This is a genomic window from Phreatobacter sp. GW821-FHT04C01 (assembly GCF_059420385.1).
The window spans coordinates 300,069-323,545 of record NZ_JBWKTP010000008.1; the positions used below are offsets into that span (position 1 = coordinate 300,069).

Annotated in this window: 23 protein-coding genes; 5 read left to right on the plus strand and 18 right to left on the minus strand. The window is 66.7% G+C overall.

Annotated elements, in window-relative coordinates; all coding sequences use genetic code 11:
- Positions 1-51: 51 nt before the first annotated feature.
- From AC07WJ_RS27165 to AC07WJ_RS27195, 7 genes are all read right to left on the minus strand, one after another.
- Positions 52-888: an endonuclease/exonuclease/phosphatase family protein gene (locus tag AC07WJ_RS27165; protein ID WP_494937811.1), complete on the minus strand. Its 837-nt coding sequence runs from the start codon at positions 886-888 to the stop codon at positions 52-54.
- 10 nt (positions 889-898) lie between these two features.
- Positions 899-1,726, minus strand: a complete 828-nt coding sequence (locus AC07WJ_RS27170; RefSeq protein ID WP_494937812.1) for a carbohydrate ABC transporter permease — start codon at positions 1,724-1,726, stop codon at positions 899-901.
- On the minus strand, positions 1,723-2,604 hold the full coding sequence (locus AC07WJ_RS27175; RefSeq protein WP_494937813.1) for a carbohydrate ABC transporter permease: 882 nt from the start codon (positions 2,602-2,604) through the stop codon (positions 1,723-1,725). The genes AC07WJ_RS27170 and AC07WJ_RS27175 overlap by 4 nt, the downstream gene beginning before the upstream one ends.
- A gap of 280 nt (positions 2,605-2,884) precedes the next feature.
- Positions 2,885-4,183: an ABC transporter substrate-binding protein gene (locus AC07WJ_RS27180; protein ID WP_494937814.1), complete on the minus strand. Its 1,299-nt coding sequence runs from the start codon at positions 4,181-4,183 to the stop codon at positions 2,885-2,887.
- 57 nt (positions 4,184-4,240) lie between these two features.
- Complete coding sequence (locus AC07WJ_RS27185) at positions 4,241-5,269, minus strand: ABC transporter ATP-binding protein (RefSeq protein ID WP_494937815.1); 1,029 nt, start codon at positions 5,267-5,269, stop codon at positions 4,241-4,243.
- A 154-nt stretch (positions 5,270-5,423) separates the two neighbouring features.
- The gene (locus tag AC07WJ_RS27190; RefSeq protein ID WP_494937816.1) at positions 5,424-5,930 is read right to left on the minus strand and encodes an anthrone oxygenase family protein; all 507 of its coding nucleotides are present in this window, start codon (positions 5,928-5,930) and stop codon (positions 5,424-5,426) included.
- Positions 5,931-5,975: 45 nt separating this feature from the next.
- Entirely contained in the window at positions 5,976-6,830 is an 855-nt protein-coding gene (locus tag AC07WJ_RS27195; protein WP_494937817.1) for an NAD(P)H-binding protein, read from the minus strand.
- Between the two features lie 209 nt (positions 6,831-7,039).
- On the opposite strand from AC07WJ_RS27195, the gene AC07WJ_RS27200 reads away from it, so the two are divergent.
- On the plus strand, positions 7,040-8,704 hold the full coding sequence (locus AC07WJ_RS27200; RefSeq protein WP_494937818.1) for an outer membrane beta-barrel protein: 1,665 nt from the start codon (positions 7,040-7,042) through the stop codon (positions 8,702-8,704).
- 113 nt (positions 8,705-8,817) lie between these two features.
- Positions 8,818-9,450 (plus strand): TetR/AcrR family transcriptional regulator, encoded by a 633-nt coding sequence (locus tag AC07WJ_RS27205; RefSeq protein WP_494937819.1) that lies wholly within the window; start codon positions 8,818-8,820, stop codon positions 9,448-9,450.
- Between the two features lie 8 nt (positions 9,451-9,458).
- Here AC07WJ_RS27205 and AC07WJ_RS27210 read toward each other — a convergent pair whose 3' ends face one another.
- The gene (locus AC07WJ_RS27210) at positions 9,459-9,926 is read right to left on the minus strand and encodes a nuclear transport factor 2 family protein (RefSeq protein ID WP_494937820.1); all 468 of its coding nucleotides are present in this window, start codon (positions 9,924-9,926) and stop codon (positions 9,459-9,461) included.
- Positions 9,927-9,993: 67 nt separating this feature from the next.
- Positions 9,994-10,662, minus strand: coding sequence for a helix-turn-helix transcriptional regulator (locus tag AC07WJ_RS27215; RefSeq protein ID WP_494937821.1), 669 nt, complete (start codon positions 10,660-10,662; stop codon positions 9,994-9,996).
- A gap of 111 nt (positions 10,663-10,773) precedes the next feature.
- On the opposite strand from AC07WJ_RS27215, the gene AC07WJ_RS27220 reads away from it, so the two are divergent.
- Positions 10,774-11,346, plus strand: coding sequence for a DJ-1/PfpI family protein (locus AC07WJ_RS27220; RefSeq protein WP_494937822.1), 573 nt, complete (start codon positions 10,774-10,776; stop codon positions 11,344-11,346).
- A gap of 2 nt (positions 11,347-11,348) precedes the next feature.
- Positions 11,349-11,714 carry a TfoX/Sxy family protein gene (locus AC07WJ_RS27225; RefSeq protein WP_494937823.1) on the plus strand — a complete coding sequence of 122 codons (366 nt, stop codon included), beginning with the start codon at positions 11,349-11,351 and terminating at the stop codon, positions 11,712-11,714.
- A 9-nt stretch (positions 11,715-11,723) separates the two neighbouring features.
- Here the strand turns inward: AC07WJ_RS27225 and AC07WJ_RS27230 are convergent, their stop codons facing one another.
- The 5 genes from AC07WJ_RS27230 to AC07WJ_RS27250 all read right to left on the minus strand — a co-directional run bounded on the left by AC07WJ_RS27230 (position 11,724) and on the right by AC07WJ_RS27250 (position 18,551).
- Entirely contained in the window at positions 11,724-12,695 is a 972-nt protein-coding gene (locus AC07WJ_RS27230) for a Gfo/Idh/MocA family protein (RefSeq protein WP_494937824.1), read from the minus strand.
- Positions 12,696-12,873: 178 nt separating this feature from the next.
- The gene (locus AC07WJ_RS27235; protein ID WP_494937825.1) at positions 12,874-13,791 is read right to left on the minus strand and encodes an antibiotic biosynthesis monooxygenase; all 918 of its coding nucleotides are present in this window, start codon (positions 13,789-13,791) and stop codon (positions 12,874-12,876) included.
- Between the two features lie 53 nt (positions 13,792-13,844).
- Entirely contained in the window at positions 13,845-16,544 is a 2,700-nt protein-coding gene (locus tag AC07WJ_RS27240) for a molybdopterin-dependent oxidoreductase (protein WP_494937826.1), read from the minus strand.
- Complete coding sequence (locus AC07WJ_RS27245; RefSeq protein WP_494937827.1) at positions 16,541-17,392, minus strand: FAD binding domain-containing protein; 852 nt, start codon at positions 17,390-17,392, stop codon at positions 16,541-16,543. Before AC07WJ_RS27245 ends, AC07WJ_RS27240 begins: the two co-directional genes overlap by 4 nt.
- A gap of 127 nt (positions 17,393-17,519) precedes the next feature.
- On the minus strand, positions 17,520-18,551 hold the full coding sequence (locus AC07WJ_RS27250; RefSeq protein WP_494937828.1) for a hypothetical protein: 1,032 nt from the start codon (positions 18,549-18,551) through the stop codon (positions 17,520-17,522).
- A 414-nt stretch (positions 18,552-18,965) separates the two neighbouring features.
- Between AC07WJ_RS27250 and AC07WJ_RS27255 the strand changes: the two genes are divergently transcribed.
- The gene (locus AC07WJ_RS27255) at positions 18,966-19,628 is read left to right on the plus strand and encodes a dioxygenase family protein (RefSeq protein ID WP_494937829.1); all 663 of its coding nucleotides are present in this window, start codon (positions 18,966-18,968) and stop codon (positions 19,626-19,628) included.
- 67 nt (positions 19,629-19,695) lie between these two features.
- On the opposite strand, the gene AC07WJ_RS27260 is transcribed toward AC07WJ_RS27255, so the two are convergent.
- From AC07WJ_RS27260 to ctaD, 4 genes are read right to left on the minus strand one after another with little or no spacing between them, the layout of a single operon-like run.
- Positions 19,696-20,070 carry a cytochrome C oxidase subunit IV family protein gene (locus AC07WJ_RS27260; protein ID WP_494937830.1) on the minus strand — a complete coding sequence of 125 codons (375 nt, stop codon included), beginning with the start codon at positions 20,068-20,070 and terminating at the stop codon, positions 19,696-19,698.
- Positions 20,071-20,079: 9 nt separating this feature from the next.
- A complete protein-coding gene (locus AC07WJ_RS27265) occupies positions 20,080-20,793 on the minus strand; it encodes a heme-copper oxidase subunit III family protein (RefSeq protein WP_494937898.1) in 714 nt (237 codons plus the stop codon).
- Positions 20,794-20,844: 51 nt separating this feature from the next.
- Positions 20,845-21,552 (minus strand): cytochrome c oxidase subunit 3, encoded by a 708-nt coding sequence (locus tag AC07WJ_RS27270; RefSeq protein WP_494937831.1) that lies wholly within the window; start codon positions 21,550-21,552, stop codon positions 20,845-20,847.
- Positions 21,549-23,345 carry a cytochrome c oxidase subunit I gene (gene ctaD, locus AC07WJ_RS27275; protein WP_494937832.1) on the minus strand — a complete coding sequence of 599 codons (1,797 nt, stop codon included), beginning with the start codon at positions 23,343-23,345 and terminating at the stop codon, positions 21,549-21,551. The genes AC07WJ_RS27270 and ctaD overlap by 4 nt, the downstream gene beginning before the upstream one ends.
- Between the last annotated feature and the right edge of the window lie 132 nt (positions 23,346-23,477).

A 23,477-nucleotide genomic window follows, 5' to 3' on the forward strand; every position in this document is an offset into this window, starting at 1 on the left:
GGGGCGGCTCACCGGGTGGCCGCTCCTGGCGGCCCCCGCCCCTTTGGCGCCTCAGAACACCACCACGACCGGCTGATGGTCAGACGCCTTGGTGACGAGATCGTAGTCGATCGAGGTCAGCCGCGCGGCGACGTCGCCGGTAGCGAAAACGAAGTCGCAGCAATGGGCGGCGCCATAGGTCTGGTCGTAGAGGCAGAAGGACGGCGGATGCGGTTCGCCTGCATGTTTCGCCGCCCAGAGATCGACCAGAGTCGGCGTGCCGTCCTCGAAGGGGGCTTCCAGCCGCGCCTTGGAGGGATCCGACGGCTTCATGTTGAAATCGCCGCAGAGAATGGCCGAGGCCGTCACCGGCTGCGGCGCGAAAGGCGTGATACCGCCTTCGAGCGGCGGGCGCTTGACCCGCGCGGCGGCCTGCCGATGGGCGGCGCGCACGCTTTCTACCTGGGCCGCGCGCAGCACGGTGTGAGAATATTCGAGATGGGTGGTCATCACCCGCACCGGGCCGAACGGCGCTTCGATCATCGCGTCGATCGCCAGGCGCGGCATGGACCGGGCCTCCGCCGCCTCCCAGGCGAGCGTGTGGCGGAACACCTGACCGACCGGCAGGCGTGAGAACAGCGCATTGCCGAAGCGGCTGCGGCCCCCCCGGCCGTCGGGCACATCCACCGCCGGACCTTCGATCAGGGTGAAGCCCGGCAGGAGCCCCGCCAGCACGGCGAACTGGTTCTCGCCGGAACTGCCTTCGAGCTGCGGGAAGTTGTCAGCCACTTCCTGCAGACAGAGCACATCGAAATCGGCGAGCTCGCGGGCGTGGTCGACGATGCGCTGCAAGCTGAAGACGCCGTCGATGCCAAGGCCCCACTGAATGTTCCAGGTGATCAGTTTCATGGCGCGGCCTTCATTTGATGCCGGCCCGCATGAAGCTCTGCACGAACTGGCGCTGGAACAGGAGGAAGCCGATCAGCAGCGGCGCCGCGGTCAGCAAGGTGGCCGCGCAGATGATCGACCAGTCGACGCCCTGGTCGGTGGAGGAGAATACCTGCAGGCCGACGGTCAGCGGGCGGGCCTCGACCGAATTGGTGACGATCAGCGGCCAGAGGAAATTGTTCCAGTGATAGCTGACCGAGACCAGGCCATAGGCGACATAGACCGGCCGGCCGAGTGGCACATAGACGCGCCAGAGCACCTGCAGCGGCGTTGCCCCCTCCACCCGCGCCGCGTCGTCGAGCTCCTTCGGCACGGTCTTGAAGGTCTGGCGCAGCAGGAAGATGCCAAAGGCCGAGGCCATGTAGGGCAAGCCGATGGCGGGGATCGAGTCCAGGATGCCGATGCGGCTCATGGTCCGGTAGTTCTCGACGATCAGCACGTCAGGCATGATCATCAGCTGGGCCAGGACCAGGGCGAAGACAACCGTCTGGCCGGGGAACTCGTAGCGGGCGAAGGCAAAGGCGGCGAGCGTGCAGAGCACCAGCTGGCAGGCCAGGATCACCGTCACCAGCACGAAGGTATTGAGGAAATAGCGGGCGAAGGGCGCCGCCTCCCAGGCGCGGGCGAAATTCTGCAAAGTGAGCGGCGCGAACAACTCGAACCGGGTTGAGAATTCCGGCGGGTGAAAGGCGGTCCACACCGCATAGGCGAGCGGTGCGATCCACAGCGTGGCGAGCAGCCAGGCACCTGCCGTTTCCAGGACGCGGGCGGTGCCGCGCGGGGCGTAGACGTCGCTCATCTGTAGTGGATCCGCCGTTCGAGCAGGCCATATTGGATAAGCGCGATGAGCCCGAGCAGCGCCAACAGCACGACGGTGAGCGCCGCGGCATAGCCGGTGTCCCAGAAACTGAAACCGACCTGGTAGATGTAATAGAGCAAGAGCGCGGTGGCGTTGTCGGGCCCGCCGCGGGTCATGACGAAGATGTGGTCGATGGTGCGGAAGGCGCCGATGACCGCATTGACCAGCACGAATAGCGTGGTCGGCATCAAGAGTGGGAACTGGATGCGCCGAAAGTAAGTCCAGCGCGACGCGCCCTCCAGCGCCGCCGCCTCGGCGAGGCTCGGCGACACCGTCTGCAGGGCGGCGAGATAGAAGATCATGAAGAAGCCCGCCTCCTTCCAGACCGCCACCACGGTGACCGCGAACAATGCGGTATCCTTGGAGCCGAGCCAGTTCGGCGAGACGATGCCGAAGACGCCAAGCACCTGGGCCAGCAGCCCATATTGCGGCGTGTAGAAGAACAGCCAGATATTGGCCACCGCGATCATCGGCAGCACGGTGGGCGTGAAGAAGGCCATGCGCGCCAGGGTCCGCCCGGCGATCTTGTCGTTGACCCAGATCGCCATCAGCAGCGCCAGCGCGATCGACACCGGGATGGTGCCGAGCGCGAACCAGAGATTGTTCCACATGGCCTGCCAGAACACCGGGTCGGACAGCATCTGCTCGAAATTGTCGAGGCCCGCGAAGCGCGAGGGCCGCCGCGGCCGGGGCGTCGAATAGAAGCTCTCGACGATCGTGGCGACCGCCGGCCAATGGGTGAACAGCGCCAGCAACGCGAGCGAGGGCGCCAGCATCAGCCAGGCATGGATCCAGGTGCGGTTGGCGGAGGAGGTCATGGGGCGGGAGGCATGGGGTGACTGCGTGGGGTAAAATCGACCGACTTCTCGCGCAGGTCACCGCATAGAAAACACTGACAAATCAACCCTCTCCCAGAGGGAGAGGGTGGCAGCGTCAGCTGCCGGGTGAGGGGTCGTCCATCTCCGGATAGAACTGCATGCAACGTGAGCGTCGGCATTAGGTCTCTACGCCTACGCCCCTCACCCGGCGCCTGACGGCGCCACCCTCTCCCTTTGGGAGAGGGTTGATTCACCCCCGCCCCTACTCCTGCCTTGCCCCTCACCGATAGGCCCTGAGGATGCGTTCGGCCTCGGCCTGCGCATCCTTCATCGCCGCCTCCGGCGCCTTGGTGCCGGTGAGGGCCGCCTGCAGGCCGTCGTTCAGCGCCTTGGTGACGCGCTGGTTCTCGTGGGTGGAGAGCTCGGCCACCGCGAATTCCAGCTGGTCGCGCGCCACCGCGGCGGCCGGGAAGCCGGCGACATAGGCTTTCATCTCGGGTGTTTCCCAGCTGTCCTTGCGGGTGGCGACATAACCGGTGTCGATGCCCCATTTGGCGGCGCGCTCGGGCGTGGTGATCCACTGGATGAACTTGAAGGCGGCTTCCTGCTCGGCCTTCGAGACCTTCTTGGACAGATAGAAATTGCCGCCGCCGGTCGGGCTGCCGCGCCGCTTGCCAGCCGGCAGCATGCCGACGCCGAACGGGAACTTGGCATTGGCGCGCACGCTGGTGAGGTTGCCCGTGGTGGTCCACATCATCGCGCATTTGCGCTCGAAGAAGTCGCGCGGCGTCGTGCCCCATTCGACCACGCCGGGCGGGTGCACCTTGTGCTTGCGCGACAGGTCGACCCAATATTGCAGCGCCTCGACGACCGCTGGCGCGTCATAGGCCGTGCGATTGCCGGCGCTGTTCATCAGGATCCCGCCGGCCTGGGTGGTCAACCCCTGGAACAGCCAATAGGGAAAGCCCGAGGCGGGGATCTGCAGGCCCCACTGGGTGGTGTTGGCGCCGTCGCGCTTGGTCAGCTTCTCGGCAAAGGCGACCTGCTCGGCCCAGGTCGCCGGCGGCTTTTCCGGATCAAGCCCGGCCTCCTTGAAGGCCTCCTTGTTCCAGTAGAGCACCACGGTGGAGCGCTGGAACGGAATGCCCCAGGTCTTGCCCTCGGTCTGGCTGTTTTCCATGAAGCCGGGAAAGAAGCTCTTCAGCCAGGCCTTGTCGGCATCGGTGCGGATGAAATCGTCGAAGGGCACGATGGCCTCCTCGTCGATCAGCGTGAACATGTCGGTGGAGAGCAGCACCGAGGTCACCGGCGGCGTGCCGCTCTTATGCGCGGTCAGCGCCTTGACGATGGTCTCCTGATAGGTGCCGGAATAGATCGGCTTCAGCGCGATGGACGGGTTTTCCTTCTCGAAATCGGCGGCGTAGCTGTCGATCAGCTTGGTGATCGGGCCGCCGACGGCGACGGGATAGAAAAACGACACTTCGGTGCGCGCCTGCGCCAGGGCGGGGGCGGCGACGCTTGCGGCGGCCAGCGCGGCACTGCCCTTCAATACGGTGCGGCGGTCGATGGATCGGGTCATGCTGTGTCCTCCCGTGCTTTATTTTGCCGGCGAGCTTATCGGGTTTTTCGCCCGAGGCTAGGCAATGCGCCGCCCGCTCGCGGTGTCGAAATGGTGGGTGTCGGCCAGGTCCCAATCGAGACCGATCGTGGCGCCCTCGCCGGCCGCGACCTTGCCGGGCACGCGAATGACGAAAGCCGCCTCCCCGACGCGCGCGTCGATGAGGCTGTCGGCGCCGAGATATTCGACCGCCGTGACGGTTGCGTGAATGCCCTGGTCGCTCAAGCGGACATGTTCGGGCCTGACGCCAAGCGAGACGGTGGCGGCATCCCGTCCCGCCGGGGCGAAGCGGGTGGCTGCCGCGCCGAGCGCCGCCAGCGGCAGCACATTCATCGGCGGCGTGCCGACGAAACGCGCGGTGAATACGGTCGCCGGCCGGTTATAGAGATCCTCCGGCGTGCCGTGCTGTTCGACATGGCCCGCGCGCATCAGCACGATGCGGTCGGCCATGGTCATGGCCTCGACCTGGTCGTGCGTGACGTAGATCATGGTGACGCCGAGCCGGCGCTGCAGCGCGCGGATCTCGCGGCGCATGTCGAGACGCAGTTGCGCGTCGAGGTTCGACAAGGGCTCGTCCATCAGGCAGACCGGCGTCTCGGCGACGATGGCGCGGCCGAGCGCGACGCGCTGCTGCTGGCCGCCGGACAATTGCGAGGGTTTGCGGTCGAGCAACTGGTCGAGGCCGAGAATGCCGACCGCACGCTTCAGCCGCGCCACGCGTTCGGCCTTGGGCACCTTGCGCACCTCCAAGCCGAACAGAATGTTCTGCTCGACGCTCAGATGCGGAAACAGCGCATAATTCTGGAACACCATGGAGACGCCCCGCTCGGCGGGGGCCGCATGGGTCACGTCGCGCGCCGAAATGGTGATCGTCCCGGCGGTGGATTGCTCGAGGCCGGCGATCAGCCGAAGCGTCGTCGACTTGCCGCAGCCCGACGGCCCGAGCAAGGCGACGAGATGGCCCGCGGCCACCGAAAACGACACGTCGTTCACCGCCATCTGGCCGCTGAAGGCCTTGGTCACACCCGATAATTCGACCTCGGCCACGGCATCCTCGGAAATCTTGGCGTCAGGGAGCCGGACGGTAGAGCATTTTCTGGCGGCTTGGGTACCGGACAACGCAAAGAAAATGCGTTCCCCCCGCAGCTATTTCGGATCGGCGCCGCCGCCGCCCGCGGACGTCATCAGCGCTCTCGCCGGCTCAGGCCGCGGCCATGACGCGGAACTGCAGGCAGAGCGCGACCGTGAGTGCCGCCGCGCCGGCGAGGCCCGCGAGCGTCCGCACGTGGTTCCAGAATGTCCAGTCGGTCAGGTAGCGGGTCCAGTAGGCCGCCGCCTCGGCGCCATCAGGCGGCAAGGCCTCCAGGGCGTTGTTCATCGGCACGTTGAAGACCATGGTCGCCACGAAGGTGCCGAGGCCATAGAACAGGCAGCCGAGAATGAGCCAGGCCGCCCCCGGCTCGGACCAGCGCAGCAGCGCGATGACCGCCAGCAGCGCCGTGACGACTGCCGTTCCCACGAAGACGCCGAGAAAGACCGGGTTGATCACCACGATATTGATCGACCGCATGGCGGCCAGACCCGCCTGCGGCGGGATACGGCCGAGCGCCTGCATGATGAAGGACGAAAAACCGAAAAAGGTGCCGGCGATCAGGCCGCTGCCGAGCGCGGCGGCCAAGGTCAGCGCGAAGACGACACGATCGATCATGAGCTTGCTCCCTGGTTGCCACGTGCCCTGCGGGCGCCGGCGCGATCACGATGCCCCGCTCGTCCAGACACCGTCGGTGGCTGCCGTGCGGGCATAAGCGGCGAAGCTGCGCGGCGGCCGGCCGAGCGCCTGCCGGACCCCGTCGGCGATATGGGCATTGCGGCCGTCGAAGACCGTCGAAAACAGATAGCCGACGAGCCAGACGATGTCGGCCGGCAGGTTCTGGGCGGCGACCGCGGCGACATAGTCTTCGAGGGGCACCTGGACATGGCGGATCTCCCGGCCGGCCGCCCCGGCAATGATGGCGGTGGCCTTGGCGAAGGTCAGCAGGTCCGGGCCGGTCAATTCGTAGAGCCGCCCGACATGCCCGGCTTCGGTGAATGCCGCCACGGCGACATCGGCGATGTCGTCGGCATCGACAAAGGGTTCCGCGACATTGCTCGCCGGCAACACCATCTCCCCGGCCAGCACGCCGTCGATGAAGGCGCCCTCGCTGAAATTCTGATTGAACCAGCTCGCGCGCAGGATGGTCCAGTCGGCGCCCGAGGCTTGCAGCGCGGCTTCACAGAGTTGCGCCTCCTCCTCGCCCCGTCCGGAGAGCAGCACCAGCCGGCGAACGCCGCTTGCCACCGCGCGACCGATAAAGGCTTCGATCGTCGCTACCGCACCGGGTACGGCGAGATCGGGATAGTAGGCGATGTAAGCCGCCGACACGCCGTCGAGCGCCGCCGTCCAGGTCGTCTGGTCGGTCCAGTCGAAGGCCGGCACCGCCGAGCGCGCGCCGATGCGCACCGGCCGACCGCGGGCTTCGAGCCCGGCGGCGACCCGTCGCCCGGTCTTGCCTGTGCCGCCCAGAACCAGGATGGGCATGGCCTGCGGGTCTGCGCTCGGGCTGTTCATGGTCGATCCCCTAACATGACGATAGCTCACATTCGTAATGTGATAAATCCTCATATTACTGCTGTCAAGGGCCGTCGAGAGCGCCAGGCAATGCGCCCGATGGCGTAGAACGACCGCGCCTGGGATCAATCCTGGATTGCGCGGATCGCCGCTGACGATGCGCACCCGCCTTGCTACCCAGGCCTGTGATCCCCCCTGGAGTGCCTCGCGTGAAACGATCTCTGCTCGCAGCCCTGTCGCTGGCGGCCATCGGGGCGGCATTCGTTCCGCGCGGTACGCAGGCCGCGGAGACGGGCTCGCCGGAGGTCCGGTTCGCCGGGCCGGCCAACTGGACCGGCCCCTATGGCGGCCTGCATCTCGGTGGCACGGTCAGCCAGAGCAGGAGCGCCGTCGACGGCTTCCCGGCCGGTGCCTGGAGCGTTTGGGGGCCGGCGCTTCCGGCCGGCTACCACGCGCGCGCCGAAGGCTTCATCGGCGGCGGCCAGGTCGGCGCCAATGTCCAATTCGGTTCGCTGGTCTTCGGCTTGGAAACCGACTTCTCCTTCACGACATTGGACAACGGCGTCGGCGCCAGCGGCAGAATCCTGAACGGCCAGCCCTATCGATCCGCCTATCGCCAGAAGCTCGACTGGTTCGGCACGATGAGGGCGCGGCTCGGCATCACGCCAACCGACCGCCTCATGGTCTATCTGACCGGCGGCGTCGCCTATGGCCAGGTCGCGGCTTCGTCCAGCCTGGCGCTTCCGACGGTCGCCTATGTGGGGTCCGACGAGAGTCTGCGGGTCGGCTGGGCGGCCGGCGCCGGCATCGAATATGCGCTTACCCAGTCGCTCTCGGCCCGGCTCGAATATCTCCATTACAATCTCGGCGCGACCACGGTGGTCGGCTTCCGGCCCGACCCGGCGTGGTTCCAGAGCCAGACACAGCTCGGCCTCGCCGGCCATATCGTGCGGGCCGGCCTCAATTATCGCTTCGGAGGCCCGGCGGCGGCCGCCGGTGCGGCCGGGTCGTCATCGGATTTCACCGTCGAGACCGGCCTGCGCACCTGGTACAGCACCGGCAGCTCGCGCAGCGACTGGCACATATATGACCGCTCCGACCTCGGCTCGCGGCTCGCCTATGGCGGACTGGCCGGGCTTGCGGCGGAGACCTTTTTCCGCGTCGACCACACGCCCAGCGGCTGGTTCGTCAAGGGCTTTGCCGGCACCGGCAAGCTCGGCAGCGGTCAGCTCAAGGACGAGGATTTCCCGCCGTTCCAGAACCCCTATTCGGCGACGCTGAGCGATCAGCGCAACGGCCATCTCGGCTATTTCAGCGCCGATATCGGCTATGTCTTCCTGCGCGGCGCCCATTATCGGCTCGGCGGCTTCGTCGGCTATCACTATTACACCGAGCGGACCAACGGCATGGGCTGCGTCTCCATCGCGCTCGACTGGTGTACGCCGCCCAATGATCTCGGCCGCACCGTGCAGATGATATCGCAGCGCAGCCAATGGCATTCGCTCAGGCTCGGCCTGACCGGTGACATCATGCTTTCCGATCGCCTGAAGCTGACCGCCGAGGCCGCCTGGCTCGCCCGGACCACCCTCAGCGCCACTGACAGCCATTGGCTGCGCATCAATCAGATGGACTTCACCGGCCCGACCCCGCAGGACGGCACCGGCCATTCCGGCATCCAGCTCGAGGCCGTCCTCAGCTATCAGGTGACGCCGGCCTTCAGCCTCGGTATCGGCGCCCGCTATTGGCGCATGGCCACGACGGGCCAACTGCGCTTCGAGCGGAGCACGCCCGCTTCCGATCCCGGCCTATCCCAGCCGCTCGATTCCATGACGGAACGCTATGGCGGCTTCGTGCAGGCGGCGGCGCGGTTCTGAGATCGGTCCGCGAGGTTGCCCGGGCTCTGAGCATGGCGGAGAGAGTTTCCCTTTACGGACGTGATGCCCCCTCATATTCATGAGCGGAGCGAAACGGCAGGAGGGAGACAGCCATGGCCGATGCCACGCCACCTGCCTCGACCGAGGCCTCGTCATTGCGCCGCCGGCCGAGCCAGAGCCGGAGCCGGGAGCGGGTCGAGCGCATGCTGGCGGTTGCGACCGAGCTGATCGCCGCCCATGGCAGCGACGCCATGCGCATGGGCGAAGTGGCTGAAAAGGCCGGCGTATCGATCGGCTCGCTCTACCAGTATTTTCCGGACAAGGCCGCGATCATCCGGACACTGGCCGAACGTTTCAACGTGCAGGAACAGGCCTGCATCAAGGCCGAGCTCGACAAGGTCGAGGATGCCGCCGGCCTCAGCGCGGCGCTGATCTGCCTCATCGACACCTATTACGGGCTGTTCCTGGCCGAACCGGTCATGCGCGACATCTGGTCGGGCACCCAGGCCGACAAGACGCTGCGGGACATGGATCTCGCCCAGACCCGCATCCTCGGCGCGATGCTCGCCGAGGCGCTCGCCCGCCTCGCCCCTGGAGCCGATCGCGCCGGGCTCGATATCTCGGCCTTCCTGGCCATGCATCTGGCCGGCTCCACCGTCAGGCTCGCCATCGGCATGCAACGCGCCGAGGGCGACGCGCTGGTCGAGGCGCTGAAGCACATGATGCTGAGGGAATTGCTGCCCTAGCCTCCCCCTCAGCCGAGATGCCGCTGCATGGCCGGCGTCTTCGCGAGCTCCGCGCCTTCGCGGGCCAGGATCTTGCTGACCCGTTCGGGCGGAAAGCCGAGCGCCACGAAGGTCGGGCCGACATTGGCGACCTCCCGGTATTCAGTGATCAGGCCATCGCGCAGCTTCATGCGGGCGACACCCTCGAAACCGACCCGCTTGCCCACGGCTTCTGGCAGCGTCGAGACATAGCTGAAGGTGTAATAGGCGTAGAGCAGCCGGCCGTCCGAAACCGGATCATGCAGGTCCCAGCGAAAATCGCGCGCGGTGCGGTGAAACCAGTCGTCGATCAGTTCGGCGATCCGGGCCCTGCCCTCGAAGGCGCCGTAGAACAGGTCGTGATAGACGGCATCCTCGGCGAACAGCCGGGCGAAGCGCTTGCCGTCGCTCGCCTCGACCGCGTCGCAAAACTCCTTCAGCATGACCGTCGCATCCATGGGTGCCCCTCCAGGCTTGGCTTTTCCGCATCAAAGCCCGCATCGCCGTGGTGGTCCACCCGGCCGTTCAGGTCAGGTCCGGCAAGCGATGGGCCGTGCGCCATTCGTGGAGCAGTTGGCGTCGCGGCCGCGGCATGCGCAGGTCGGTGACGGCGACCTTTTCCATCCGCGTGATCCTGAACAGGCGATAGTCCTGGCGCAGCGTGCACCAGGCGACCAGCGTCTGGTCGTCGTCGCGATAGCCGAGCGCCACGGGATGGACCGTCCGCTCGGTCAGATTGCCGACATAGTCGCGATAGACGAGCGCCACCTGCAGCTCGTCGCGCACAGCCCGGCGCAGGGCCGCGAGCCTGGTGTCGGTGACGTCAAAGGCATTGTTCGGCACCGCGAACAGGCCGACCGCCTCCATGTCGCCGCGCCGCTCCGGCGGCAGGACGGCGCCGATCTTGGCGCTGGCGTCGCGGGCGGCCAGCGCCATCTCGGCATCCGGCCCATGGATCAGCATGCGCAGCCCAAGCACCAAGGCCTCGATCTCGCTCTCGGAAAACATCAGCGGCGGCATGAAATAGTCGGCCCGCAGCTGGAAACCGACCCCGGCCTCGCCGTCGATCGCGGCACCGAGTGATTTCAGCGTCTCGATGTCCCGATAGAGCGAGCGCAGGGCAATGCCCATTTCGTCGGCCAGCACCTGGCCGGTCACCGGCCGGCGACGGCGACGCAGAGCCTGCATGAGCATGAGAAGACGTTCCGAGCGCTTGGACATGGGCAGCCCAGGGCTCCTGACATTTTTTGACACAGGCCGTCCATAGCCTGCGGGCAGCTCATCTTCTGACAAGAGACGCCGGCCATGACAACCATCGTCACCATCCTGACCGATAGCTTCGCCGACTGGGAAACCGCGCCGCTCAACGCCGCGGCCCGCAGCTTTTACGGCGCGCGCACGGTCTTCGCCTCGCCTGATGGCAAGGCCGTCGTCTCGATGGCCGGCCTGACCGTCCAGCCCGACGCGGCGGTCGAAACACTCGACTGCGATGAGCTCGACGCCCTGGTGGTCTGCGGCGGCATGCTCTGGCAGACCGAGCATGCCCCCGACATCTCGTCCCTGCTCCGGCTGGCGCGTGCCAAGGGCAAGCTGGTCGCCGGCATTTGCGACGGCACCGTGCAACTCGCCAAGGCGGGACTGCTGGACGACGTCGCCCATACCAGCAACGGCGCCGGCTATCTCGATGCCACGGGTTATGCCGGCAAGGCCCGCTATCGCGACGTGCCCTTCGCCGTCTGCGACGACAGGCTCGTTACCGCGCCCGGCACCGCGCCGGTGACCTTCATGGCCGAGGTGATGCGCGCCATCGGCCTCGGCAACGACGAGCTCGACGCCTACATTGCCATGCACGCGGCGGAACATCGCAAGGCGGCGTGACCATGGTGGCCAGCGACAGCTTCGCCGAATTCCTGCGCGACACACTCGCGCCGCTCGGCCGCGTCGGCCTGCGGCGCATGTTCGGCAAGACCGGCGTCTTCTGCGACGGGGTCATGCTCGGCATGGTGACGGAGAACACGCTCTATTTCCGGGTCGACGACCAGAACCGGGCGACGTTCAAGGAGGCGGAAGCCTTTCCGCCGCTCAACTATGCGAAGCAGGGCTCGACGATAGACCTCGCCTTCTGGCGCGTGCCGGAACGGCTGTTCGACGACCCCGACGAATTCATTGCCTGGGCGCGCGCCGCACTGGCGGCGGCACACCGGGTCGCGGCGAAGCGGCAACGGGCGACACCAGGGCGCGACTGAGCCGGCGCCCTAGCTTGCGAGAATAGCCTCGACGATCTCCTGGACATCGAGCGCCTCGGCGAGGGTCGCGAGGTGATGGGGCTTACCCTGGGCCAGCTGCACGACACCTTCGAGCTGGCGTTTCAGCGCGAGCGGCCGGGCCTGGGCATTCGGAAGCGCATCGGCGGCGCGTTGCCAGGTGCCGTCGGGCCGGCGCCGCTCGGCGATCGACCAGTCGCACAGCCGGACCGCGCCTTTGTCGCCCTCCAGCATCCAGATATTGTGATCGTCCTTGGTGGTCGTGCCGACCGAGCCGGCAAGCTCGACCGGCACGTCGCCGGCGAACAGGCGCGCGCCGATGCGGCGTTCCGATTTGCCCGGCTCGGGAAATGCGACGGAAGCCTCCAGCCCGTGCAAGGGCCCGACCAGGCGGCGCGACAGGAACAGGAAATGTGACACCACCTCGCGGGTGAAGCCACCCTGGGCCGGTTTGTCCAGCCAGCCTGCGGCATCGGCCTGCCAGGAGCGCGGCCAGGTGGCGAAAGCCACCTCGATCGCGACCCGCGACACCGTGCCGATCTCGCCCGCGCCGATCCAGGATTTGAGCGTGGCCACCGCCGGTGACGAGGCGAAGGGGAAATTGACCGCGCCCTTAGCGCCAGCCTCGGCGACGAAGGCCCGGGCATCGGCGACGTCGACCGCCAAGGGCTTCTCGCCGAACACGGTCTTGCCGGCGGCAAGAGCGGCACGGGCATGGCCGAGATGGGATGCCGGCGGCGAGGCGATATAGACACAGTCGCTGGCGGCAATGACGGAAGCCGCGTCGGCCAAGCGCGCAACCGCCGGCAGCACCGCCGCGATATGCGCCATGGCCGCGGGCGCCGGATCCCAGATGCCACTGACACGGAGCGTGTCGGGCGCCTGCTCGAGAATGGCGCGCAACAGCCGCTCCCCCATGATGCCCGCGCCAATGATCCCGATCGAAACCTTGCTGTCCGGCATCTCAGTGACATCCGCTCATTGTCATGTGCTGTCGTGGGCCGAGGGATCCAAACATCCTCCTGACCGTTCCAGCGGCAGTGTTAGTGGAGTAGCGGGTCGGACGCCAGCGCCCGGGACACAGGCCCTGGCCGGCCGGAATGTCCGGAGCGCCGCGCTGGGCGCCGGCCTCGCGCTCGGCTCAGAAAAACCGCGAGAACAATACGACCAGCGCGGCATAGAAGGCGACCACCAGCGCTGTTCCGGCCATGTCGCCATTGCGCGTGCGGCCGCCCGATGGCTGGAGCCACCACGCGAACCGTCCGCTAACCCATGGCACCAGCGAGTTGAGCAGGAGGATGCTCACCACGTTGCCGGCAAACAGCGCAGCAGCAAAGGGCCAGCCCAGGCGTTGCGACAGAAGCGGCGTCTGGATGAAGGTGCCGAACAGGAACACCACCGGATAGAGCATCAGCAGAACCAGCATGTTCTGCTTCCACGGGGCCGGTGGCTTGCCGGCCGGCGCGGCGAACCACTGGTCGAAGCCGGTGCGGGCGATGCGGGTGTGGAACTCCTCGGTAAAGGGGGTCGCATCCTCGAGGAGTTTGTGGCGCTCCGGTGAATCCAGCCAGGCTTGCAGGTTGGCCTCGCTGTCGAAGCGCACGATGGCCAGCCAGTCGTCCTGCACGCCCGGCAGCGGCGGCTCGAAACGATAGCCCTGGAAGCCCGGGGCTTTCGCCTGGGCGCCGGCGATGCGCTGCTCCCAGGCCCGGTAGGCCATCTCGGAGCCCGGCTTGATGCGCGTCGCGATGACGGCGGAAACCGGCGCCGGCAGCACGCCCGACCCGCCGTCCGGCACGATATGGACGTCGTCCCGGCCGATCAGCATGGCCTGAGCACCCGCGACCCGCTCCAGCCTTTCCTTCGAGTTGAGCCAGGCTGTCGCCGCCGCCGTATCGGTGAAGCGCTGCTGGATGACCCAGTCGAGCTGCGCCGGCGGGCTCGGCGGCAGCACGGTCTGCTGAATGAACCCGGGGAAGCCGGCGATCGTTCCGCTCGTGTCCCTCTGCCACTGGGCAAAGGCCGTCTCATCGCCGGCGCGGACCCGCGTCTGGGTCACGATGGTGACGCCGCGGTGCGCCGACGGCGCAGGGCGCTCCGGTGCCGCCGCGGTCATGACTGCGGCGACAGTTTGGAGAAGATGCGGTCCGGCGTGAGCGGCAGATGGGCGAAGCGCACGCCGGTCGCGTCGAACAGGGCATTGGAGATGGCGGGCGCCACGGGATTGATGGCGCATTCGCCTTGCGCCTTGGCGCCCAGCGGACCGATCGTGTCGTAGGTATCGGCGAAGAAGATCTCATTGCGCGGCAGGTCGGCGAAGGCCGGGATGCGGTAATTGCGCAAGGCCGGATTGCGGATCTTGCCGTTGGCGTCATGCATCATGTTCTCGGTCAGCGCCCAGCCGAAGCCCATGCCGACCGCCCCGTCGATCTGGCCCCGGCACTGCATGGGATTGATCAGCCGCCCGATATCGGCGGCATGCACGCTGTGCAGGATGCGGATCTCGCCGGTGATGCGGTGAACCGCGAGCCGGATGCCCTGGACGTTGAAGGCAATGGTGCGTGGCGAGAGATAGGCCTTGCGCTTGGCCTCGAAGCGATGGCCGGCGGCACTGCCGGCGGCGTGCAGATCGACCAGCGGGATGCGCTGCGTGCCATTGACGACGCTGTCGCCCTCCAGCCGCCAGGCCGCGGCCTCGGTGGCCGTGTGGCGCGCCGCGAAGGCCAGGATATTGTCGCGCAAGGCCAGGGCGGTGAGCTCCACGGCCTTGCCCGCCACCACCGTCCCGGTGCTGGCGAACGTCCCGCTGTCATAGGGTGTGAGATCGGTATCGGCGTTGATGATGGCGATCTGGTCGGCGCGCGAGCCGAGAACCCCGGCGGCGATCTGGCGGTGCGAGGTCACCGAGCCGTTGCCCATCTCGGTCGAGCCGACGGCGAGATGGTAGCCGCCGGTCGGCAGCAGGCTCATCACGCCGCCGCCCCGGTGTTCGGTCGGTGGACCGGATTCCAGCACTGCCAGCGCCACGCCAGAGCCTTCCGCCCACTCGTCACCGGCGGGCGCCGGCAAGCCGCCGCCGGCGGCCAGAGCCTTCTCGACATGGTCGAGGCATTGGTCGAGGCCGTAGCTGCCGAAAGACACATCGGTCGGATCGCTCCAGACCGACTCGATCCAGTCGTCGGGGCCGAGCATGTTCTTGCGGCGGATGACGAAGGGATCCACGTCGATCTTGCGCGCGAGATCGTCGATGGCACATTCGATCGCGAAGGTGCTCTGCGACGAGCCATAGCCGCGAAAGCCGCCGCCCGGCACGACATTGGTATAGACGGCGTAGCCGTTGGCCTTCTTGTTGGCGCAGCGATAGGCGGAGATCGGACTGGCGAGCGAGGCCGCCAGCGTCTCGCTGCCATGGCCGCCATAGGCGCCGGTATTGGAGACGACCTCGACCTCGATGGCGGTCAGGCCGCCGTCCTTCGTGGCGCCGAGCTTGACCCGCGTGGTCATCTGATGGCGCGTCGTCGCGCCGATGAACTGTTCCTCGCGGGTGAGCTCCCATTTGACCGGCCGGCCGGTCTTCAGCGTGGCGAGCACGCAGAGATCCTCCGACACCATCTCCTGCTTGCCGCCGAAGCCACCGCCGACACGCTCGGTGAAGATGTGGACGCTGCGTGACGGCAGGCCGAACAGGTAGCTGATCTTCTGCTGCACGATGAACGGCGCCTGCGAGCTGGTGCGGACATGCACGCGGCCCTCGTCGTCACGCCAGGCGATCGAGCCGTGGGTCTCCAGATGGACGTGCTGCACACGAGAGGTCGAATAGGTCATCTCGTGGACGAGGTCGGCCGCGGCGAAACCATCGGCGACGCTGCCGACCTCGCCTTTGATCTCGCAGAAGATATTGCCCTTCGCCTCACCGCCCTTCTGATGCAGGAGCGGCGCGTCCGGGGCCATGGCCGCGACCGGATCGAACACCGCGGGCAGCGGTTCATACCGGACCTGCAGGGCCCTGCAGCCGGCTTCCGCCGCGGCTTCGGTCTCGGCGACGACCGCCGCGACGCGCTGGCCGACGAACCGCACGACATTGTCGAGAATATAGGTATCGTCGGGGTCGACCAGATGATCTTCATGGGTCGCCGTGCTGTAGAGCCGGCGCGGCACATCCTCCCAGGTAAAGACCTCGACGACGCCGGGCACGGCCAATGCCTGATCGCGCCGGATGTCGAGGATGCGGGCATGGGCATGGGGCGAGCGCAGCACCTTCAGGTGCAGCAGGCGGTCGACCGCCACATCCATGGTATAGCGCGCATGACCGGTGACGATGCCCTCGCTGAAGGGATTGGCGAGGCTGGCGCCGCAGGCTTTGCCCGCCGCGTCCGGCTCGGCGGAAGCGACCCCATGGATCGCCTCGCCGATGCTGCGATAGCCGGTACATCGACAGAGGTTGCCCTTCAGGGCCCGCGGCAGGTCGTCGAGCTGCTCCTCGTCGAGCGCCGCCGCCGTCATGATCATGCCGGCGGCGCAGAAGCCGCACTGGAAGGCCTGGGCATCCAGGAAGGCCTGCTGCATCGGGTGCAGTCCGCCCGCCGGCGCCAGTCCCTGGATGGTGGTCACTTGCCGGCCCGCCGCACGGAAGGCCGGCATCAGGCAGGAATGGACCGGCGTGCCGTCGAGCCAAACCGTGCAGGCGCCGCAATCGCCGGCGTCGCAGCCCTTCTTGACGCCGAATACGCCGCTCTCGCGCAGGAAGGTCCGCAGGCATTGGCCCGGCCGAGGTTCTGCCGCGAATTCCCTCGCATCAACCGTGAAGTTCATGCGTGTCCTCCCGACATCGCCGGCTTGACCGGTTCGGCCAGCTCAGCGCGGATCTGATCGGCGAAATGATAGGTCAGGTGCCGCTTGTAGGCGGGCGTGCCATGGACATCGTCGAAATAACCGTCCTTCGGGATGTGGTCGTCGATCGCCTGGCGCAGCGCCGCCGCAGTCGGTGCCTGGTCGAAGCGCAGTTGCACCGGCCGTGGCACGGCGCCGGTGATGGTCAGCAGCAGGTCTCCGGCCTTGTCGTCGCGGGTGCCGATGACGAGCGCCGCCGAACGCCCCAGGCGGGTGAGCGAGGCACGGCGGAATGCAAAGCGCTTCGTCAGGGCCGAAGTGGGAAGATGAATGGCGCGCAGCAGCTCGCCGGGCGCCAGCACGTTGACGTTGTCGGCGGTGACGAAGTCGATCGCCGGCACCTGGCGCGGCGCGCCGTCGCGCGGCCAGAGCGTATAGACGCCTTCCAGCGCCACGGTCAGCGAGATCATCGCGCCGGCCGGCAGCGACATGCAGATATTGCCGCCGACGGTCGCCTCGTTGGCGATCTTGAACGACATCAGCAAGGCGTGGCTGCATTCGACGAACAGCGGCGCGGCAGTCCATTCCGCCGGGGCGGCGAAGCGTTCGAGTTCGCGAATGCGACAGGTCGCGGCGATGTCGAGGCCGGCGGCCGAGGCTTCGAGCGACCGCCAGCCCAGCGCCTCGAGATCGACCAGCGTATCGACCGCCACCTGCGGTTCGGAAAACAGCCAGGTGCCGCCGCCGAGCCAGGCATGCCCCTGGCGCCAGCCGGTGACGTCCTCGATCGCACGGGGACGCTTGACCTCTTTGATCGTGTTCAGATCCATGACGACCCTTTCGAGTGAGGCGCGGTGGCGCCGGTCCAGGCGACCTGTCAGCCTGAGGCGGCCAGGCATGGATGCAACGAAGGGGCTTGACGCTCCCGGCCGGCACGCGGGCCGGGAGCCGCGGCGCTCACGGCAACTGGCTGAGCGAACCGGCGCCGGGACCGGGTGTGATCAGAGCCGGCCATTGGTTCGAGCCGAACGGCACCAGCGGCGGCAGGAACGGCGCCATGCCGCGCTTGCCGGCCTCGGCGACGATGGCGTCGCGGGCATTGCCGCCCATCAGTTCGTAGTCCATGACCGCGCTGTTGCCGAAGAACAGCGCGCCGACGGTGCGGTCGCCGATGATCCGGGTCAGCGATTGCAGCATGTCCTCGGGCGTCGTGGTGAAGGACACCGTCTCGATCAGGATGAGCCGGGAGTTGATCGCCTGGGGACCGAAGAACTGCGCGAGCACGCTGAACAGGATGTTGTTCTGGCGCGCCACATAAATCGTATTGCTGGCACCATAGGCCTTGTCCCAATCGGCGCCGAGCAGCGTCTTCCACTCGGCCACCACGCCCATCCAGTGGGCGACCTGGGTCTCCGCCGCCCAGGCGATGATCTTCTTGAGGTTCGGGCCCTGCTTGCGGGTGAACTCGTTGACCGCCGCGAAGGTGATCACGCCCTTGGCGAAGCAGTCGTCGATGAAGGCGATGTTGTTGGTCAGGATCTCGCGATTGGTGCCGCGCCAATCGTCCGGCATGCCGGTCTGGTCGAGCCCGTCGAGGGCCGACTGGAGCTGAGCGCGAAACGCCGCCATCGGCCCGCGCCAGGACTGATCGGCCGGCTTGTCGATATGCGGCCCGGCGGTGACGGGCAGGACCATCGTGGCGTGGCCGACCGACTTCAGCAATTGATAGACGACGGGAACGGATGGGGCTTCGAGCGGCGGCTGGCCGGGCCGGTACAGAATGAGGCGGCCGCCGGCGCCCGAGAACAGGGCCAGGATGACCGGGTGCTGGGCGAGGATGTTCCGGCGGAACACCCGGGAGGCACCATCGTAGAGACCGAACATCGCCTGGTTGAGGGCCAGAACATTCTGCCGGGCGGTATCGGCCGGCCCGGGGCGCTCGCCACCCACCACGATATTCATGTAGGGCGGCAGCTCGGCGGCGGCCAAACGCGAAACCGACCCGCCAAGGGCGACCATCGACAACGTTGCGCAGCCAAAGCGCAGCCAGAACCGGCCGTTTTTCAAAGTACCCCCCGTTTCATCATCGCTGCCTTCGATTCGACTGGATGAGTTGTATCACAAAACTTGCGCTTCCTCTGGGTAGTATGGAATATTTCTAAAAAACAATGAAGCTGAAGACATATTATGACCAGCATCGCATTGGCCGAACCATAGACTTCGCCAGGCTGGTGGTTCCACGCCGGCCCGCCGGGCCTCGGCGACGCGCCGCCGGCGCCATGCCGGAATTGTTATTCCGCCGCGCGCGACGGCCGGTTTCGTGTTCGATCGGCAGCCGGTAGCCTGCCTCATGGACATGTGGGCCGGCGGGCATCCCGCGAAGCCTCACGAGGGAGACGGCGAATGGCCATCGTAACGACACCCTGGATGGGCCGGCGGGACGTGGTGACCGCGCTTTCGGCCGCCGCCACCTCGCTGATCCTGCCGCCCCTGCCGGGTCACGCCCAGGGCGCGCTGTCGCCGACACCCCGGCAGACCGAGGGCCCCTACTATCCGCGCGACTGGCAGGGCGACGCTGACAACGATCTCGTGGTGGTGCAAGGCGAAACGGCGAAGGCCATCGGCCAGGTCGTCCATGTGCAGGGCCGCGTGCTCGACCTCTCCGGCCAGCCGATCGCCGGCGCGGCGGTCGAGATCTGGCAATGCGACGCCAAAGGCGTCTATCGCCATCCACGCGACGAAGGCCCCGGCCGGCGACACGACAGCGGCTTTCAGGGCCGCGGGCGCATGCTGGCCGATGGCGGCGGGCGTTACCGGTTCCGCACCATCCGCCCGGTCGCCTATGGCACGCGCACGCCGCATATCCATTTCAAGGTCGCGCTGCCGGCCGGGCGCGGCCTGATCACCCAGATGTATGTCTTCGGCGAGCCGCTCAACGCACGCGACGGGGTGCTGAACGGCATCCGTGATCCGCGCCAGCGCGACAGCGTCATCGTCCGGCTGGAACCCGCCGATCGCCTCGAGACGGGTGCGCTGGCGGCGACCTTCGACATCGTCGTGGGCTGAGGAGCCATCAATGGATCGGCTCTCGCCCATTGTTTGTTGATGACGCGGGCGATGCCGTCCCCCGCGCCTAACTGCCACCCCCGAAAAAGAGGGTGCGGACGAGATGCGTGTAGTCGGACTCGATGACCATCAGCGCCACGAAGATCAGCACGAAGATCGGTGGCAGCAGGATGGCATAGGCGAGCGCCAGCCGCTCCCAGGCCATGTGCATGAAGATCGCGACGATGAGGCCGGCCTTCAGGACCATGAAGACGAGGATCAGCGTCCAGCGCAGGTAGCCGTGAAGGTTGAAATAGTCGACCGCGTAGGAACAGGCCGACAGGACGAAGAGCCAGCCCCAGACGACCAGATAGAGCTTGATCGGATGCTGCTGGCCCTCGGCATGGCCCGATGCCTGATGGCTCGATGATACGTCGGCGGGCGTCGCGTGCGCTGTCGTCATGGCGTGCTCTCACCACAAATAGAAGAAGGCGAAGATGAAGACCCAGACGAGGTCGACGAAATGCCAGTACAGGCCGGTGATCTCGACGATCTCGTAGCGACCCTTGCGGCTGGTGAAGAAGCCACGCGCCTCATGATCGAAGTCGCCGCGCCAGACCTTGCGCGCGATGATCAGCAGGAAGATCACGCCAATGGTCACGTGGGTGCCGTGGAAACCGGTGATCATGAAGAAGCTGGAGCCGAATTGCGCGGCACCCCACGGGTTCTCCCAGGGCCTGACACCTTCCGAGATCAGCTTGGTCCATTCGAAGGCCTGCATGCCGACGAAGGTCGCGCCGAAGGCAGCGGTCACCAGCATCAGGATCGCGGTTTTCACCCGATCGCGGCGGTAGCCGTAATTGACCGCCATGGCCATGGTGCCGCTCGACGAGATCAGCACGAAGGTCATGATGGCGATGAGGATCAGCGGAATCTCGTGGCCACCGATATTGAGCGCGAAGACCTGGCTCGGATTGGGCCAGGGCACCGTCGTCGACATGCGCGCGGTCATGTAGGACAGAAGGAAGCAGCCGAAGATGAAGGTGTCGCTGAGCAGGAAGATCCACATCATGGCCTTGCCCCATGATGCGCTCTTGAATGCCCGCTGGTCCGACGACCAGTCGGCGGTGATGCCCTTCCAGCCTTCGGGCCGCGCGATGGCGCTGCCGGGCGCGGCCAGGTCCATGGTGGTCGGCGTGATGTCGTTCATGCGACCAGATCCTCTTCAGGTCCGACGTCAGCTCAGCAATGGCCGGCACATGGCGATGATCTCGTCGACCCAGCGCATCAGCACGGCGAGCAGGATGAGCCAGATGACAAGCAGGAAATGCCAATAGGTGGCGCACAGCTCGACGCTCAGCATCAGCCGGGCAGCATCGCTGCCGCGCCAGGCCTTGGCGGTGACACGCCCCAGCGCCGCGAGCCCACCGGCCACATGCAGTCCGTGGAGGGCGGTGAGCAGGTAGAAGAAAGTATTGGCCGGGTTCGCCGCCAGCCAATAGCCGGCCGCCGACAATTGCCGCCAGGCCAGCAGCTGGCCGGCCAGGAAGCCGAGCGCCGAAACACCGCCGGTGAGCAGGGCCCGGCGCAACTCCCCCATATCGCCCCGGCGCGCGGCGACCTGCGCCCAGTAGAGCGCGAGGCTCGACAGCAGCAGCAACGCGGTATTGACCCAGAGCACCGGCGGCACCGGCAACACCCGCCAGTCGGTGGCATAATCGCGGCGCATCACATAGGCGCTGATGGTGAGCGCGAACAGCGCGCCGGCCACCGCGAGAAAGACCCCGAGCCCGAGCTTGGCGGCCGGCACGTGGGATGCCTCCGTTCCCGGGACATCGGCGAGCGCGCCCTCCTCCAGCCAGGGCTTCGCCATCAGCCGCTGATGCGACAGCCACCAGCCGATGATGGCCGCCAGGACGCCGAGGAAGACCAGGATGACACTCACGCATGGCTCCCTTCGGCTGCCAGGCCCGAAGGCACGTGGTTGCTGGGCGGCTGGTTCTGCGGGATGAAATCCTCCGGCGCGCCCGGCACGCTGTAGTCATAGGCCCAGCGATAGACGATCGGCAGCTCCTTGCCCCAATTGCCGTGGGCGGGCGGCGTCTCCGGCGTCTGCCATTCCAGCGTGGTCGCCCGCCAGGGATTGCCGCCGGCGGCTTTGCCCCTGAACAGGCTCCAGGCCATGTTGAACAGGAAGACCAGCTGGGCTGCGCCGACGGTCAGCGCCATGATCGAGATGAAGGCGTTGAGCGTATGCGCCGACTCCGGAATGAACGAGGTCTGGCCGATGTCGTGATAGCGCCGGGGCATGCCGAGCAGGCCGAGATAATGCATCGGGAAGAAGATCAGGTAGGCGCCGAGAAAGGTCACCCAGAAGTGGATCTTGCCGAGGACGTCGTTGAACATCCGGCCGGTGATCTTCGGGTACCAGTGATAGATCGCGCCGAACACCACCATGATCGGCGCCACGCCCATCACCATGTGAAAATGGGCGACCACGAACATGGTGTCGGACAAGGGCACGTCGACCACGACATTGCCGAGGAACAGGCCGGTCAGCCCGCCATTGACAAAGGTGACGATGAAGCCGAGCGCGAACAGCATCGGCACGGTCAGATGGATGTCGCCGCGCCACAGCGTCAGCACCCAGTTATAGACCTTGATGGCGGTCGGCACCGCGATGATCAGCGTGGTGGTGGCGAAGAAGAAGCCGAAATAGGGATGCATGCCGCTGACATACATATGGTGCGCCCAGACGACGAAGCTGAGCGCGCCGATACCGACAATGGCCCAGACCATCATGCGGTAGCCGAAGATGTTCTTGCGCGCGTGGGTGCTGATCAGGTCCGACACCATGCCGAAGGCCGGCAGCGCGACGATATAGACCTCCGGGTGGCCGAAGAACCAGAACAGGTGCTGGAACAACAGCGGGCTGCCGCCGCGGTGATTCAGCTGCTCGCCCATCGAGATGACCGCCGGCACGAAGAAGCTGGTGCCGAGCAGCTTGTCGAACAGCATCATCACCGAAGCGACGAACAGCGCTGGAAAGGCCAGCAGCGCCATGACGGTGGCGGTGAAAATGCCCCAGACGGTGAGCGGCATGCGCATCAGCGTCATGCCGCGGGCGCGCGCCTGCAGCACGGTGACGACATAGTTCAGTCCGCCCATGGTGAAGCCGATGATGAACAGGATCAGCGAAACGAGCATCAGCACGATGCCCCATTCCTGGCCGGGCGTGCCGGCGGTGATGGCCTGCGGCGGGTAGAGCGTCCAGCCGGCGCCGGTCGGGCCGCCGGGGGCGAAGAAGCTTGCCACCAGCACCAGCACGGCGAGCAGATAGATCCAGTAGCTCAGCATGTTGGCATAGGGGAACACCATGTCCCGGGCGCCCACCATCAGCGGGATCAGGTAGTTGCCGAAGCCGCCGAGGAACAGCGCGGTGAGCAGATAGACCACCATGATCATGCCGTGCATGGTGATCAGCTGGAGATATTGGTTGGCGTCGATGAAGGAGAACAGGCCGGGGAAGCCGAGCTGCAGCCGCATCAGCCAGGACAGCACCAGGGCGACCAGGCCGATTGCCATGGCGGTCAGCGAATATTGGATGGCGATGACCTTGGCGTCCTGGGAGAAGACGTATTTCGTCAGCCAGCTGTGCGGATGATAGAGTTCGACGTCGGGAACTTCGGCCGCCGAGATGGCGCCAGCCGGGCCGTCGCCCATGGGGATGTCGGTCATCGCAATGCGCTCCATCCTTGATGCGCGCCCGGCTCCGGCCGATCGATGCGGTCTTGGATCGATGGGGTTTTGGTTGCCGGGGCTGAATCTCCCCCTGCACTGCCAGCCCTGCACTGTATCGCCTGCACTGTC